The organism is Streptomyces sp. NPDC050422, from assembly GCF_044458665.1.
In the GTDB taxonomy this organism is placed as follows: Bacteria; Actinomycetota; Actinomycetes; order Streptomycetales; family Streptomycetaceae; genus Streptomyces.
On record NZ_JBITIE010000011.1, the window covers coordinates 157,862 to 172,041 of the forward strand.

Consider the following 14,180-nt stretch of genomic DNA (forward strand, 5'->3'; position numbering starts at 1 on the left):
CTTGTGCCGAGCTGGACGCTGGCATGAAATGTTTCAGTGGAGTTGCCGGGAAGCTAGCCCCGCCCTGCCGAACACGTCAAGGGGGGCTCCGCACCCAAGTCGGCGAAACATCCAGCACCCTTGGGGGAAACGTTGTCACGCCCTACTGAACTGCGAAGGCGGGGCCGCACGGGTACCCACCACCCCGAAGAAGACACGATCCGATAACACGCCCTGCCATCCGGCGGGCGCTCTTGACGACCCCTACGCGGACAGCTAACTTCTCCCTAAGCAATGAATCGATTCATTAAAACGCTCTCAGCGCCCACCGCTCAGACCACCTTCACCACCGGGATCCACGGACTCAGCGCGTGGTCACGCGATCCGGCACCCGGCTCGAACCACCGCCTCCAGCTGACGGGTTCTCTTCACGGATTCCAGCGCATCGACTCGGATGTTCGCTCGAAGCGCCGTCAGTCCACGTTCGGCAGATCCGAGTGGGTGCTCGCGCAGGAAGCCCAGGGAAGGTCTTCGCCCTTCCAGCCGTGGTCCGCGGCCTTCGCCTTCGAACTGTGGAGCGGGAGGGAGACGTCGGCGGCCATGTGCAGCTCACCCTGCGGATACTGCGCCTATCCCCTGCGCGACGGCGCCGGAGAGGATGTTCCGCCTCACTGTCTCCGCACGCCACCGGTCCGGCTCGTCCCACATCTCAGGCGTCATGCGGGTACTTTGGTAGGCCAGTTCACGCCGTACCGGGGCGCAGCCCCTCCCGCATCGGTCGGCCGTCGTACCCGCTCTCAGTCAATGACAGTGGCGAGCGCCGCGGCATACTGCTCGTCGGTCACCGGTTCCAGCCACGTGGTGCCATCGCCGTCGGCGTCGCCAACGACCATGGCGATGTGGGCCATGAACGTGGTGTCGGTACCTCCGTGCCAGTGCTCCTCTCCGGGCGGGCACTTGACGGTCTGCCCGGTGCTGACCCGTACGACGTCGCCTTCGCGGGTACCGACGAGGCCTACGCCGTCGGTGATGTAGAGGGTCTGGCCGTTGGCGTGCGCGTGCCAGTTGGTGCGGGCGCCGGGAGTGAAGCGGACCAGGGCGGTCGCCAGCCGGGCCGGTTCGACGGGGGTCTCGATCATGTTGAGGTAGACGTCGCCCGTGAAGCGCTCGGCGGGTGCTTTGGCGGTCGGGGTCTGCGTGACGTGTTCCACGGAAGGGGCTCCTTGCTGTGCTGATGCGGCGGGGCGGTGTACCGGTGTCGGGCGCTGCGATCGCCGGCAGGGCAGCCGGAGCCGTACGCCCGGATGGGGTGCCGCGGTCATGTCCACACCGGTGCCGTCACTCGGGCATCGGCTCGGCGTAGTGGCGAAATCGGTCGCGCTCGGTGTGCAGGGCACGCGGGGAACGCGCGGGCCTGGACGCCGTCCCGGCGGAGCTCGTCCGTCACGGGTTCGAGGTGTTCGGAGCTGCGGGCGATCAGGGCGACGCTGTGGCCGGCTGTGCCGAAGCGGCGGGCGGTGGCCAGTCCGCGCCGGCACCGGCACCGACTAGGACGTACGTGGTCATGCTGGGTCATCCTCGATGGACCGGGCGTTCCGGCGCCGTGACGGAACGGGGAACGTGTGGCGGTCAGGGCTTGAGGAGGGCCTTGATGGCACGGCGTTCGTCCATGGCCTTGTAGCCCTCGGCGACCTGGTCGAGGGGCAGGGTGAGGTCGAAGACCTTGCCCGGGTTGATCCGGCCGGCCAGGACGCGGTCGATCAGGTCGGGGAGGTAGCGGCGTACGGGGGCGGGGCCGCCGCGCAGGCCGACGTGGGAGAAGAACAGTTCCTGTCCGTCGATCGCGACCTCGTGGGGAACGCCGACGAAGCCGACGTTGCCGCCGGGGCGCGCGGAGTGCAGGGCCTGCCGCATCGCCTGGGCGGTGCCCACGCACTCCAGCACGCTGTCGGCGCCGATGCCGTCGGTGAGGTCCTTGATCCGTGCGATGCCCTCGTCGCCGCGCTCCGTGACGATGTCAGTGGCGCCGAACTCGCGGGCCAGGTCCTGACGCGAGGCGTGGCGGCTCATCGCGATGATGCGTTCCGCGCCCATCTCCCCGGCCGCGATCACGGCCGAGAGACCGACTGCCCCGTCGCCGACCACGACGACGGTCGAGCCGGGCCTGACCTCGGCGGCGTCGGCCGCCCACCAGCCGGTGCCCATCACGTCGGAGACGGCGAGCAGGCCGGGCCAGAGGTCCTCGGCGGGAATGCCGTCGGTGGCGACCAGGGTGCCCTGGGCGTTGGGGATGCGTACGTAGTCGGCCTGGCAGGTGCTCATGAACTCACGGTGCAGGCAGTTCGACTGGAATCCGTTACGGCAGTTCGCACAGGTGTTGTCCGACGTCGCGAACGAGCCGACGACGAACTGCCCCGGCTTGACGGAGGTGACCCCGCTGCCGACCTCCTCGACAAAACCGACGTACTCGTGCCCCATCGGATGCGGATCGCCGACCGGCTCCAGCCCCCGGTAGGGCCAGAGGTCCGATCCACACACACAGGAGACGGCCGTCCGGATGATCGCGTCGGTCGGGTGAAGGATCTTCGGGTCGTCCAGCGTCTCGAAACGGACATCGCCGGGGGCGTGAATCACTGCGCCGCGCATGAGGGGTTTCCTTACGTACTGGAGGTCGGACCATTGCTGCGGTCCCGTGCGACCGACCCCGGGACACGAACATCGCGCACCAGGACCGGGCGGCCTCCTCCCCCCGCCGATGGACAGCCGGGGAAAAGCACCACATCCTCCAGGTAACCGCCCTTCACCACGGACAGCCAGTCACCGTCGATGGGTGTACCAGCAGTACGTCCCTGAATTCTTGTGTGAATCAGCGCAACGTCGTACCGGTAGGGCTGTCGAGCCGTACGAGGTCGGCTCGGGTCGGCGGCCCTTCCCAGTCACCCCGTGTGGTGACGGCGAAGGCACCGGTGGTGATGACGCGGTGCAGTCGCTCCTCGACGCGAAGCCCGTCGAGAAGGGCGGAGAGGTACCCCGCGACGAAGGCGTCACCGGCACCGATCACGTCCTTGACGGGCACACGCCGGGCCGGGGCGCTGACCGTCCCGCCGGCGGTGGTGACAGTCGCTCCGTCGCCGCCGCGGGTGATGACCACTTCCCTGCGGTCCCGGGCGAGCAGCGCCGCAGCGGCCTCCGGTTCGGCCCCAGCCGGTGATTCCCTCGTCGGTGGCGACGCGCAGGAAGAGCCGGCGAGGTGCGACGAGAAAGGTCTCCAGGGCGGTGGTCTTTTGGCTTCAGCTGCCTGCGTGCTTCCGGCACAGCGGCAGCGACCCGGTTGCTCACGCGGCAGGCCCCGGTACTCCATCGGAGGGCAATTCCCGGGACTCGTCGTCGGCAAGGCCTGCACGCACTGCACGCTGCCTAGGTTCCGAGCGAGAGGCCACGAGCTGGCGAAGTATTTCGACCGAACGAAGGAGAGATGATGGCTGAGGTTGTTCGTGCGACACGTCGACGAGGGTATCGCGAGGGTATCGGCGGGGAAATGCTAGCCGAATTCCTCGGGACCTTCGTTCTCATCCTGCTGGGCATCGGATCGGTGGCTGTCGCTGTCGTCGGCCTGCCCGGATCGGGCCGCCAGTCAGTCGCCTTCGGGGCCGCCGACTGGCTCATCATCGCTTGGGGCTGGGGCTTCGGAGTCACCTTCGGCGTGTACGTTGCCGGAGGTGTCACCGGTGCACACCTCAATCCAGCGGTGACGCTCGCCTTCGCCGTCCGGCGCACGCTGGCCTGGCGGAAGGTCATCCCCTACTGGTTCGCTCAGTTGGTGGGGGCCTTCGTAGCCGCCGCGCTCGTGTACGCGTCCTACCGGTGGGCCATCGACTCATTCAATCAGCATGCGGGGCTCTCCCGGGACAAGTCGCTTTCCACCTATTCCATTTTCGCCACCTTCCCCGCCGAATACTTCGGGGACTCGTGGTGGGGTCCGCTGCTCGACCAGATCATCGGCACGGGTGTTCTGCTCCTGTTGATCTGCGCGGTCACCGACACCCGGAACACCGCCCCCCTGTCAAATCTCGCGCCCTTCATCATCGGTCTTATCGTCGTGGCGATCGGACTGACCTTCGGCACGAGTGCCGGGTACGCGATCAACCCCGCCCGTGACTTCGGGCCACGCTTGTTCACGTTCTTCGAGGGCTGGGGAAAGATCGCACTGCCCGGGACCTTCCAGTGGTTCAGCGGCTACTGGTGGATCCCCATTGTCGGCCCGCTCATCGGCGGAGTCGTCGGCACCACGGTCTACGACCTGGCCATCGCCCCCTTGGTCAAGGCGCGCAGCGGCCCGGAGCAGGAGGGCCACGTAGCGGACGAGCCGACGTCCCGACGCTGAGGCCCGGGCCGGAGGGGATGCCGGCGTCCCCGGCCGCCCCTCCGGCCCCGAATGGCTGCCTTCCGCAGGCGGAGCCCGGCACCCGCGGGGACCGTGGTGAGGGCGACGCGGGCATCCCGCGACCCGGCACGTAGCACGGCGGCGGTCTCCGGTCCGCCGCTGTCCCCGGGAAGCCGGCCCGTTCTCGAACGCATACGATCAGCAGAAGGGACGGCAGCAATGCCCGAGTTCGTCGGCGCCGTGGATCAGGGAACCACCAGCACGCGCTTCATGATTTTCGATCACGCCGGCAACGAAGTGTCCCGGCACCAGCTCGAACACAACCAGATCCTGCCCCGGTCGGGGTGGGTCGAGCACGACCCCGTGGAAATCTGGGAACGCACCAACACGGTGATCCAGAACGCCATCCGGGCAGGCGGCCTGAACGCTTCGGACCTCAAGGCGATCGGCATCACCAACCAGCGGGAGACCACCGTCGTCTGGGACCCGCGCACCGGGCGCCCGTACTACAACGCCATCGTCTGGCAGGACACCCGCACGGACACCATCGCCGCAACCCTGGAACGAGACGGCCACGGGGACACCATCCGGCGCAAAGCGGGACTGCCACCTGCCACGTACTTCTCCGGCGGCAAGATCAAATGGCTGTTGGAGAACGTGGACGGGCTCCGCGAGGCCGCCGAGGCGGGCAACGCGCTGTTCGGCAACACAGACGCATGGGTGCTGTGGAACCTCACCGGCGGCCCGCGCGGTGGCGTACACGCCACCGACGTCACCAACGCCAGCCGAACCATGCTGATGAACCTGGAGACACTGGACTGGGACGACGAACTGCTGGACATCTTCCGCATCCCGCGCGCGATGCTGCCCAGCATTCACCCCTCCTCCCACGCGGAGGCGTACGGCACCGCCCGCACCTCCCGGCCGCTGAACGCCGCCATCCCGATCGCGGGCGTCCTCGGCGACCAACAGGCAGCTACGGTCGGCCAAGTCTGCTTCGCACCCGGCGAGGCCAAGAACACGTACGGCACCGGCAACTTCCTCGTCCTCAACACCGGTACGGAACTGGTGCGTTCACAACACGGGCTGCTGACCACCGTGGCCTACCAGTTCGGCGACAGCCCGGCGGTCTACGCGCTGGAGGGCTCCATTGCCGTCACTGGCGCGGCCGTACAGTGGCTGCGCGATCAGCTGAAGATCATCGGCAGCGCCCCGGAGAGCGAGCAACTGGCCCGCTCGGTGGACGACAACGGCGGAATGTACTTCGTGCCCGCGTTCTCCGGGCTGTTCGCGCCGTACTGGCGCTCGGACGCCCGCGGAGCGATGGTGGGGCTGGCCCGCTACAACACCAACGCGCACATCGCGCGCGCCACTCTGGAGGCCATCTGCTACCAGAGCCGCGACGTGGTGGACGCGATGGAGCAGGACTCGGGCGTGCACCTGGACGTACTCAAAGTGGACGGCGGCGTGACCGCCAACGACCTGTGCATGCAGATCCAGGCGGACGTGCTGGGCGTACCGGTCAGCCGTCCGGTCGTCGCCGAGACCACAGCGCTCGGCGCGGCCTACGCGGCCGGACTCGCCACCGGCTTCTGGCGCGACACCGACGAACTGCGCTCCCACTGGCAGGAGTCCAAGCGGTGGGAACCGCAGTGGAGCGAGGAGCGGCGCCAGGAAGGATACGAGGGCTGGAAGCGAGCCGTGGACCGCACCCTGGACTGGGTAAAGGTGAAAGCCGACTGAGTACGGTGCAGGACCACTTCACGAGCGAGGCCCCACCGCGCTGAACGGCCTCGTGCCCATCCAGTTGCTCCGCCGACGGCGACGGGCGCCGTATGGGTGCGTATCCGGCGGCCGCCGTGGAGGGGTCGCGTGAGCCACCCACGAACGGCGTCCGTCCGGCCCACCCCGGCGGACGCCGTTGGTGCGTAGGCACCGGCGGATGCCGCACAGGACACCGGGCCCATCCACAGGTCTGTCGGCCGCTACCCACGCCGTGCACAATCGGCCATATGACGATCACCGCGGGCGCGCCGCCCAGGCACAGCAAGCCGGTCGGCCTCGCTCTGGGGTTTCTGACGGGCGGGGTGACCGGGGCGTCGTTGACCGCCTTCATCGGTGGTTGTGTCGTCGGGAGGGCGGCGCTGATCGTCACAGGGCTGATCCTGCCCGCGGTCTACGGGCTCGTCTTCTTCCTCGCCATGCTGCCGCGCCGTGCGCGGGAGGCAGCCGTCGTGCCGCGCATGGCGCCGGCGGTGATCGAGAGTCTGGAGGCTCTCGGGGGTGAGACCAGCGATGTGCCGGTGCGGTTCGAGCTCTCGGTCACGCCGGACGACGCACCCGCGTTCCGTGTCGAAATAACACAGGACGTCAACCTCGTCGAGTTGCCCGATTACCGGCCGCGCGGAGTCGTCGTGGTGGAGTATCCGCCGGACCGGCCGTGGAAGACGCGGATCGTGAAGCGGCCGACGCCGGAGTGGGAGGAGCGGGTGGCCGCCGCCCGGGTGGACTCGGTGCCCGGTCCGGCCATGAAGAGCGATCCTCCCCCGGAGGGCTGCGCAGGCGGTCTCCTCAATCTCTTCGGGCTGCTGCTCGGCGCGGCTGCCGTGCTCCTGCTGTTCCGTGCCGACCTGTTCGACTCTCATGAGGGCGGGAGCGGCACCTCCAGGCCGTCCGTCTCCTCCTGGTCGTCCACAACCACCGTGACGTCGGCGACGGGCACCGTCACCCTCGGTGCCGGCCAGTCGATGCTCGACCAGGGCGAACTGCGCAAGGCTGTCGAGTCGTTGACGCGCGGCGCGGACAAGCGTCAGGCGCTCACCGTCGTCGTGCAGGACCACATGCTGACGGTCGTCTTCTCACCCACCGGCGTGAAGACCGCCGGGTTCGATCCGAGGTCCCTGCCCTACGAACGCGTCCCGGGCCTGGTCGAGGAGGCCACGACCACCCTCGGCGTCGAGCCCCCGCAGAGCTGGCAGCTCACCGCCGACGGCGTCAGCGGCTCGCTCACGCTCAGAGTCGTGGCCACCGGCGGCGGGGACACGGGAGTGCTGGAGACGGACGGCCAGGGCAAAGTGTTGCGGCGCAGCGGCAGTTGACCGGATCGGCAGGAGGAGGGGCGCATGGGGTGGGACGAGTTCCTGGTGCTGTGGTGTGCGGTGTGGGGTGTGGCTGCGCTGGTCGGATACGGCATGTCGCTGGCCGGAGTGACCAAGGCGCAGCGGACGGTCCGGGTCACGGGGCGAATCAGGGAGGTGCGGGAGCCCCGGCACGGCGGATCCCGGAAGGGCGGGATATGGGTGGTCGTCTCCTACCGCGACCCGGCCTCGGGCCAGGAGGTCACCGTGACCAACGACGGCGAGCGGGGCGAGATGATCACCGCTGCGTGGGAGGGCCGGGAGATCGGGGTCAGCCACCTGCGGGGCAGACCGCACGCCTACCGGTTCTCCAACACTCCGGAGGCGCCCGGCCGTGGGCTGGGCCGGCCGAGTTTCGCGGTCTTCCTGGTCTATGTGGGGCTGGTGGTCCTCGCCGCGGTCGACTGGGGGTGGCCGTGGGCGCTGATCGGCATCAGCGGTCCGTGGGCGGTCTCCGGCGCCGTTCATCTCCCTGGGACAGTACGCGCCAGGAACCGCCGCATCGAGCGACTGGCCGCGATGGACACCGCGCAGGGGCAGGTCGTCGCGGTCCTGAAGGATGTGAGTGTCGACGACGACGGCGACACCTCGACCACCATCACCCCGGTCGTGTCGTTCACCACCCGCGAGGGCACGGCCGTCACGGCCCACTGCACGTCGAACCTCTCGGCCCCCGCCGGTGCGTACGGCCGTGACGTCACGGTCCACTACACGTCCGCCGACCCGGCCGAGTTCACGCTGGACCGCGCGGCCGAACACCGCTCCGAGGACCGGGACGTGACGTTCAACGTCCTGGCGATCGTCGTGCTCGTGGCAACGGCTGTGGCGGGAGTGGTGATGCTCTGAAGGCCGGGAAAGGCTCCGCTCTCCCGGAAGAGCCGCGGCCGGGATGGGCGATGGTGTCCGGGCGGGCACGGTCTCGCTCGGCTCTCATCGGTCTCGACAACCACATGATCACGAGCACCGTTCCCGCACCGGGCACGGCGGGCGGGCGGCGGGCGGGCGGCTTAGGCGCCCGCGCGGAAAACCCTCGTTGCTCAGAGCGTTCTCCGTACCCCACCCGCACCGTCGAACGCCGCTCCGCTCCCGGACCCGAGGTCCAGCCACAGCTCGGCGAACCGGTCGAGCAGCCCGGCCGCAACCGTCACATCATCCGTCAACGGCCGGTCGGCCAGCCCCGCGTCGAGCACCGAGTCCGCCAGCTCGAAGGCGCGGCCGACAGGCAGCTCCGGGTCGAGCCGCATGTCGCGCAGCCGCAACGCCCTTATTGCCGCGACGAGTTCACAGCCAACGACGAGCCGGTACGCCTCGCACGCCCGCAGCGTCTGGCGCGCCGCCAGCGAGGCGAAGCTGGCCTGCTCCTCGACGCCCCGCGACAGCACCGCGTGGCCGAGTGACGCGGGCGCCGAGAAAGCCCGCAGGTCGCCGAGCGCCGCGCCGGCCGCGTATTCGAGGATCATCACGCCCGACGACGCCGGTTCACCGTCCGCGAGGAACGGCCGCAGGCGGGTGAATCCCGGTTCGTTCAGCGTCGAGAGGCGCGAGGTCGACAGGCGCGCCACCTGCGTCACCGCCAGCCTGAAGTGATCAAGGGACAGGGCGAGTTGAGCCAGATAGAAGCCACCGTGATGGTAGGCGGCCATGTCGGCCGCCGAGATCAGCGGGTTCTCGGCTGCCGCATTGATCTCGACCGCGAGGACGCCCTCCAGCGCGTCCGCCGCGTCGTGCGCGGGCCCGTGGATCTGCGGGACGCAGCGGAGGCCGTACGGGTCCTGGATCCGGCCGAGCGGGGGCGTGGGGCGGTCGGGGGCGCCGAGCAGCTCCCGCATCCGTTCGGCGACCGCGTACGAACCGGCGTGCCGCCGCGCCTCGTGCACGGGCAGTGCGTAAGCCTCGTACGAACCGTCGATCGCCATCAGGGACAGCGCCGCCACCACCTGCGTGGCCGCGATCAGGCCACGCAGCTCGTGCACGGCGAGCGCGGACTGGCCGAGAGTGAGGGCGTTGCTGCTGATCAGGGCGAGCGCATCGTTGTTGTCGAGAGGCTGCGGGTCGGGTGCCGCCCCCACTCCCTGCCAGGGGTGTTCGCCCGCAAGCGCAAGGCCCATCTGCGCGAGCGCGGCGATGTCGCCGGTGCCGACCGACCCGAATTCGTTGACCTTCGGATGGACGCCCGTCTCCAGGGCCTCGCAGAGCGCCGTGACGACGGTCGGGCGCAGGCCGGCGCCACCCGCGAGCAGCTGGTTGGCGCGGACCGCGAGCATGGCGCGGACCTGCCGCGCGGGCAGCTCCTCGCCGATCGCTCCGGCATGGCTGCGCAGCAGCCGCAGGCCGTGGTCGGCGGCCGCCTCCGTCGGCACGGACTCATTCCGGTTCGCACCCACGCCGGTGGAGCGACCATAGACGCGACCCCACGAGGCGATGTGCCGCGCCGCGTTCCACGAGGCCTCCACGCGCTTCATCCCGTCGGTCGTCGGAACGGGCATTGCGGCGGATTCGGCCAGGCGTACGACATCTGCGACCATCAGTCCGCGGCCGTCCAGGACGACGATCGCGCTGCTGTCACCGACAACCCCGTCCACGACATGAGACGACATCAGTGGTGATTCCTCCTTGATCGGGCGCTCGATCTGCCCCTGCGGCCATTTTCCGCCACGGATTCACGTCTGAGTGGCGACGACCCATTGACAATCTATTCAGTCACCGAGAACTCTGCATGATGATATGCAGCCGGGCAAGGGACTCCTCATGATCCAATTCGACAAGGTCCACAAGCGCTTCCCGAACGGCACAACCGCGGTGCACGACCTCACCCTCGAGATGCCGGAGGGGGGCGTGACCGTCCTCGTCGGATCCTCCGGTTGCGGCAAAACGACGACACTCCGCATGATCAACCGGATGGTCGATCCGACCTCCGGGACGATCAGGGTCAACGGCAAGGACGTCCTGGAGCAGGACGCCGCCGAACTGCGCCGCTCCATCGGCTACGTCATCCAGCAGTCCGGGCTCTTCCCGCACCGCACAGTCCTGGACAACATCGCGACCGTGCCGCTCCTGCTCGGCTGGGGCCGCAAGAAGGCGCGGGCGCGGGCGGCGGAACTCCTGGAGACGGTCGGCCTCTCCGCCGACGCCGGCAAGCGCTACCCGCACCAGCTCTCCGGCGGCCAGCAGCAGCGCGTCGGCGTGGCCCGCGCGCTCGCCGCGGACCCGCCGGTACTCCTGATGGACGAGCCGTTCGGCGCCGTCGACCCCGTGGTCCGCACCCAGCTCCAGGACGAACTGCTCCGCCTCCAGAGGGAGTTGAACAAGACCATTGTCTTCGTCACGCATGACATCGACGAGGCCGTACGGCTCGGCGACCGTATAGCCGTCTTCCGTACCGGCGGCCACCTCGTCCAGTGTGCCGCACCCGCCGAACTCCTGGCCCGTCCCTCGGACGCGTTCGTCGCGGACTTCCTGGGTGCGGAGCGCAGCCTGAAGCTGCTGTCCCTGACGACGCTCGCGGAGGTCCCTCAGGCGCCCGCCTCCGAAGGCGCCCGCTGGCAGCTGGCCCTCGACGCCGCCCGCAAGCCGCTGGCCTGGCACGACAGCGAGACGGACACGAAGACCCCGGTCCGCCCCCTGCGGGACACGGACTCGCTCCTCTCGGCCCTCAACGAGTCGATCGCCGCGCCGAGCGGCCTGGTCGCCCGGGTCGACGCGGACGGCGTCCTCACGGGCGTGACGTCCCGCGAGGACATCCACGAACACGCGGGGCACGTGCACAGCGAGGCAAGCACGGTGGCCGCATGACCGTCGACTGGTCTTGGATATCCGACCACACCGGTGATCTCGCCACCCTGACGCTCTCCCACCTCCAGGCCGCCCTCACCGCCGTACTCCTCGGCCTGATCGTCTCGCTCCCCCTGGCCGTGGTCGCACACCGTGTACGCACACTGCGCGGGCTCCTCCTCGGTCTCTCGAACGTCCTGTTCACCATCCCCTCCATTGCCGTCTTCGTGCTCCTCCTGCCGGTCAGCGGGCTCACTCGCACCACCACCGTCATCGGCCTGACGATCTACACACTCGTCGTGCTCCTGCGGAACACCGTCGAAGGTCTGGACTCTGTCCCCGCCAAGACCAAGGAGGCCGCGAAGGCCATGGGCACCCGGCCGCTGCGCACCCTGCTCACCGTCGAACTGCCCCTCGCCCTCCCCGTGATCATGGCGGGCGTGCGCATCGCCACGGTGATGGCCATCTCCCTCGTCTCCGTGGCCACCTACATCGGCGACGGCGGACTCGGACAGCTCTTCACCGACGGGTTCCAGCGCAACTTCCCCACCCCCGTCATCGTCGGCGTCGTCCTGACCCTGCTCCTCGCGCTCGTCGCGGATGCACTGCTCGTCACGCTCCAGTACGTCCTGACTCCCTGGACCCGCCGGCAGAAGCAGAGGGCCTGACCTGATGTACGAACTCTTCAAGGGCCTCGGCGCCTGGCTGGTCAGCGGCGAACAGTGGGCCGGCCCCGACGGCATCGGCCACCGCCTCGCCGAGCACCTCCAGTACTCGCTGCTCGCCACCCTCGTCGCCACCGCCATCGCGCTGCCGGTCGGACTGCTCATCGGGCACACCGGGCGCGGCGCCTTCCTCGCCATCAACCTCTCCAGTTTCGGACGCGCACTGCCCACGGTCGGACTCGTCGTACTGGTCTTCCTCGCCAGCGGTCTGTCGATGTGGCCCGTCTACATCGCCCTCGTGGCGCTTGCCGTTCCCTCCATCGTCACCAACACGTACGCCGGGATGACCGCCGTCGACCCCGATGTGCGGGACGCGGCGCGCGGCCAGGGGATGCGCTGGCACCAGGTCCTCTTCCAGGTCGAACTGCCCCTCGCGCTCCCCCTGATCATGACCGGGCTCAGGCTTGCGCTCATCCAGGTCGTTGCTACGGCCACCATCGCCGCGTACGTCTCCTTCGGCGGGCTCGGCCGGTACGTCTTCGACGGGCTCGCCCAGCGCGACCTCGTTCAGGTGCTCGGCGGCGCCGTGCTCGTGGCGGTAGTCGCCGTCGTACTCGATCTCGCGCTCTCCGCACTCCAGCGCACCCTTTTCCGCCACCGCCCCGCCAAGTCGGCCTAGGAGCAAGCACAATGAACCGCAGGAATCTCCTCGGCGGGCTCTTCGCCGCCGCCTCCGTCCCCGCTCTCGCCTCCTGCAGCGGTGGCATCACCTCGCTCGACGGACAGGGATCCGGTGGCGGAGGCGGAGGCTCGAGCAAGGGCGGCGTCACCATCGGCACCGCCAACTTCACCGAGAACCAGGTCCTGGGACACCTCTATGCAGCCGCGCTCGAGGCGGCTGGGGTGAAGACCACGGTCCGCCCCAACCTCGGCACGCGCGAGATCCTCATCCCCGCCCTCAAAGGCGGCGACATCGACCTCCTGCCCGAATACCAGGGCGCTTTGCTGCACTACCTCGACGCCGAGGCCACGGCCACCGAGGAGGGCGAGATGCAGAACGCCCTCGCCATGGTCCTGCCGGCCGGCCTGCAGATCCTCCCCTACGGCAAGGCCGAGGACTCCGACGCCTTCGTCGTCACCCGGGAGACCGCCGGCAAGTACGGCCTCACCTCCCTCGCCGACCTCGCCAAGCACAACGGCAAGCTCGTCATCGGCGCGGCGCCCGAGGTCAAGAAGCGCACAGTGGGCTCGGTGGGCCTCAAGGACGTGTACGGAGTGGAGTTCAAGGAGTTCAAGTCGCTCGACTCCTCGGGACCACTCGTCAAGGGCGCCTTGAAAAAGGGCGACGTCGACGTCGCGAACCTCTTCACCACCGACACCGACATCGTCGCCGAGCAATGGATCGTCCTCACCGACCCCAGGAATCTGATCCCCGGCCAGCACATCGTCCCCCTCATCGCCGACCGCAAGGCCGACTCGACGGTCCGCAAGGCGCTCGCCCGCCTCGGCGGCATGCTGACGACCGAGGACCTCACCGAGCTCAACCGCCTGGTGGACAAGGACAAGAAGGACCCCGATGACGTCGCGAACGACTGGGCGGCACAGCACGGGATCAAGAGGAATTAGCCGCCGCCGTTGATGACGAGGTTCTGGCCCGCGCCGTTGTGCAACTGCGCATAGTGGATTCACGCCTCGGAGGAGTTGCCCGTACTGCCGGTGACGCCGATCTGCGGTCCCTGGGCAACCGACGCGCCGCTCGCCACCGAGTACGCCGAGAGGTGGAAGTAGAGCGTCGTCCAGCCGCCGCCGTGGTCGATGGCCATGTGGTTGTCGGCACCGCTCGGCTGCGAGTAGCGGGTGGCCGTACCGGCCGCGGAGGCGCGCACCGGGGTGCCGGCCGTCACGCCGCCGTCGGAACGTACGAAGTCCAGCGCCCGGCGCACCTCGGCCGAGTGGTGGCTGTACGTCCACCGCTGGCCGCAGGCGCGGGGCGCCTTGAAGACGGGCGCGGCCGACACACCGGCTTCGCCGGGGCGACCGACAGTGCGGTGAGCGCCAGAACGGCTCCGGCGACCAGGGCCGGGAGACGCCCGACAAGCATCACGATTGCTCCTGGATGAGAAAGGCGGACCGGTCGGAACGCCGGGCCGAGGCGCAGTGAGGCGTCCGGAACGTAGAGGTGTCCGGGCAGCTGACAAGCGTGCGACGGGCTTCCTCGACCAGGAACGAATGAGTTGCGCGACG

Annotated in this window: 13 protein-coding genes and 1 pseudogene; 8 read left to right on the plus strand and 6 right to left on the minus strand. The window is 69.2% G+C overall.

What is annotated here, in order from left to right; all coding sequences use genetic code 11:
* Positions 1-452: 452 nt before the first annotated feature.
* From ACIBJG_RS19140 to ACIBJG_RS19155, 4 genes are all read right to left on the minus strand, one after another.
* Positions 453-581 carry a hypothetical protein gene (locus tag ACIBJG_RS19140; protein WP_399308695.1) on the minus strand — a complete coding sequence of 43 codons (129 nt, stop codon included), beginning with the start codon at positions 579-581 and terminating at the stop codon, positions 453-455.
* A gap of 195 nt (positions 582-776) precedes the next feature.
* Positions 777-1,190: a cupin domain-containing protein gene (locus ACIBJG_RS19145; RefSeq protein ID WP_399308696.1), complete on the minus strand. Its 414-nt coding sequence runs from the start codon at positions 1,188-1,190 to the stop codon at positions 777-779.
* A 418-nt stretch (positions 1,191-1,608) separates the two neighbouring features.
* A complete protein-coding gene (locus ACIBJG_RS19150) occupies positions 1,609-2,625 on the minus strand; it encodes a zinc-dependent alcohol dehydrogenase family protein (RefSeq protein WP_399308697.1) in 1,017 nt (338 codons plus the stop codon).
* A gap of 220 nt (positions 2,626-2,845) precedes the next feature.
* A complete protein-coding gene (locus tag ACIBJG_RS19155) occupies positions 2,846-3,340 on the minus strand; it encodes a carbohydrate kinase family protein (RefSeq protein WP_399308698.1) in 495 nt (164 codons plus the stop codon).
* Positions 3,341-3,457: 117 nt separating this feature from the next.
* Here ACIBJG_RS19155 and ACIBJG_RS19160 point away from each other — a divergent pair, with 117 nt between their 5' ends.
* The 4 genes from ACIBJG_RS19160 (at position 3,458) to ACIBJG_RS19175 (ending at position 8,346) form a co-directional block, all read left to right on the plus strand.
* Positions 3,458-4,363, plus strand: a complete 906-nt coding sequence (locus ACIBJG_RS19160) for an MIP/aquaporin family protein (RefSeq protein ID WP_399308699.1) — start codon at positions 3,458-3,460, stop codon at positions 4,361-4,363.
* 219 nt (positions 4,364-4,582) lie between these two features.
* Positions 4,583-6,106, plus strand: a complete 1,524-nt coding sequence (gene glpK, locus ACIBJG_RS19165; protein ID WP_399308700.1) for a glycerol kinase GlpK — start codon at positions 4,583-4,585, stop codon at positions 6,104-6,106.
* 269 nt (positions 6,107-6,375) lie between these two features.
* Entirely contained in the window at positions 6,376-7,461 is a 1,086-nt protein-coding gene (locus ACIBJG_RS19170) for a hypothetical protein (protein WP_399308701.1), read from the plus strand.
* A gap of 24 nt (positions 7,462-7,485) precedes the next feature.
* Positions 7,486-8,346, plus strand: a complete 861-nt coding sequence (locus tag ACIBJG_RS19175; RefSeq protein ID WP_399308702.1) for a DUF3592 domain-containing protein — start codon at positions 7,486-7,488, stop codon at positions 8,344-8,346.
* A gap of 191 nt (positions 8,347-8,537) precedes the next feature.
* On the opposite strand, the gene ACIBJG_RS19180 is transcribed toward ACIBJG_RS19175, so the two are convergent.
* Complete coding sequence (locus ACIBJG_RS19180; RefSeq protein ID WP_399308703.1) at positions 8,538-10,097, minus strand: aromatic amino acid ammonia-lyase; 1,560 nt, start codon at positions 10,095-10,097, stop codon at positions 8,538-8,540.
* A gap of 127 nt (positions 10,098-10,224) precedes the next feature.
* On the opposite strand from ACIBJG_RS19180, the gene ACIBJG_RS19185 reads away from it, so the two are divergent.
* Genes ACIBJG_RS19185 through ACIBJG_RS19200 form a run of 4 tightly spaced genes read left to right on the plus strand, consistent with a single transcriptional unit; the run spans position 10,225 to position 13,562 of the window.
* Positions 10,225-11,292 (plus strand): ABC transporter ATP-binding protein, encoded by a 1,068-nt coding sequence (locus tag ACIBJG_RS19185; RefSeq protein ID WP_399308704.1) that lies wholly within the window; start codon positions 10,225-10,227, stop codon positions 11,290-11,292.
* Positions 11,289-11,939, plus strand: coding sequence for an ABC transporter permease (locus ACIBJG_RS19190; protein ID WP_399308705.1), 651 nt, complete (start codon positions 11,289-11,291; stop codon positions 11,937-11,939). Before ACIBJG_RS19185 ends, ACIBJG_RS19190 begins: the two co-directional genes overlap by 4 nt.
* A gap of 4 nt (positions 11,940-11,943) precedes the next feature.
* On the plus strand, positions 11,944-12,615 hold the full coding sequence (locus tag ACIBJG_RS19195; protein WP_399308706.1) for an ABC transporter permease: 672 nt from the start codon (positions 11,944-11,946) through the stop codon (positions 12,613-12,615).
* 11 nt (positions 12,616-12,626) lie between these two features.
* A complete protein-coding gene (locus ACIBJG_RS19200) occupies positions 12,627-13,562 on the plus strand; it encodes an ABC transporter substrate-binding protein (RefSeq protein WP_399308707.1) in 936 nt (311 codons plus the stop codon).
* Positions 13,563-13,624: 62 nt separating this feature from the next.
* Here the strand turns inward: ACIBJG_RS19200 and ACIBJG_RS19205 are convergent.
* A pseudogene (locus ACIBJG_RS19205) lies at positions 13,625-13,954 on the minus strand (M23 family metallopeptidase); the annotation flags it as partial.
* Between the last annotated feature and the right edge of the window lie 226 nt (positions 13,955-14,180).

Bases quoted from the DNA above. Each gene is read 5' to 3' on its own strand.
- ACIBJG_RS19170 (WP_399308701.1), top strand. From the start codon at position 6,376: ATGACGATCACCGCGGGCGCGCCGCCCAGGCACAGCAAGCCGGTCGGC.
- ACIBJG_RS19180 (WP_399308703.1), bottom strand. From the start codon at position 10,097: ATGTCGTCTCATGTCGTGGACGGGGTTGTCGGTGACAGCAGCGCGATC.
- ACIBJG_RS19140 (WP_399308695.1), bottom strand. From the start codon at position 581: ATGGCCGCCGACGTCTCCCTCCCGCTCCACAGTTCGAAGGCGAAGGCC.
- glpK (WP_399308700.1), top strand. From the start codon at position 4,583: ATGCCCGAGTTCGTCGGCGCCGTGGATCAGGGAACCACCAGCACGCGC.
- ACIBJG_RS19150 (WP_399308697.1), bottom strand. From the start codon at position 2,625: ATGCGCGGCGCAGTGATTCACGCCCCCGGCGATGTCCGTTTCGAGACG.
- ACIBJG_RS19200 (WP_399308707.1), top strand. From the start codon at position 12,627: ATGAACCGCAGGAATCTCCTCGGCGGGCTCTTCGCCGCCGCCTCCGTC.
- ACIBJG_RS19160 (WP_399308699.1), top strand. From the start codon at position 3,458: ATGGCTGAGGTTGTTCGTGCGACACGTCGACGAGGGTATCGCGAGGGT.
- ACIBJG_RS19195 (WP_399308706.1), top strand. From the start codon at position 11,944: ATGTACGAACTCTTCAAGGGCCTCGGCGCCTGGCTGGTCAGCGGCGAA.
- ACIBJG_RS19190 (WP_399308705.1), top strand. From the start codon at position 11,289: ATGACCGTCGACTGGTCTTGGATATCCGACCACACCGGTGATCTCGCC.
- ACIBJG_RS19155 (WP_399308698.1), bottom strand. From the start codon at position 3,340: ATGGAGTACCGGGGCCTGCCGCGTGAGCAACCGGGTCGCTGCCGCTGT.
- ACIBJG_RS19185 (WP_399308704.1), top strand. From the start codon at position 10,225: ATGCAGCCGGGCAAGGGACTCCTCATGATCCAATTCGACAAGGTCCAC.
- ACIBJG_RS19175 (WP_399308702.1), top strand. From the start codon at position 7,486: ATGGGGTGGGACGAGTTCCTGGTGCTGTGGTGTGCGGTGTGGGGTGTG.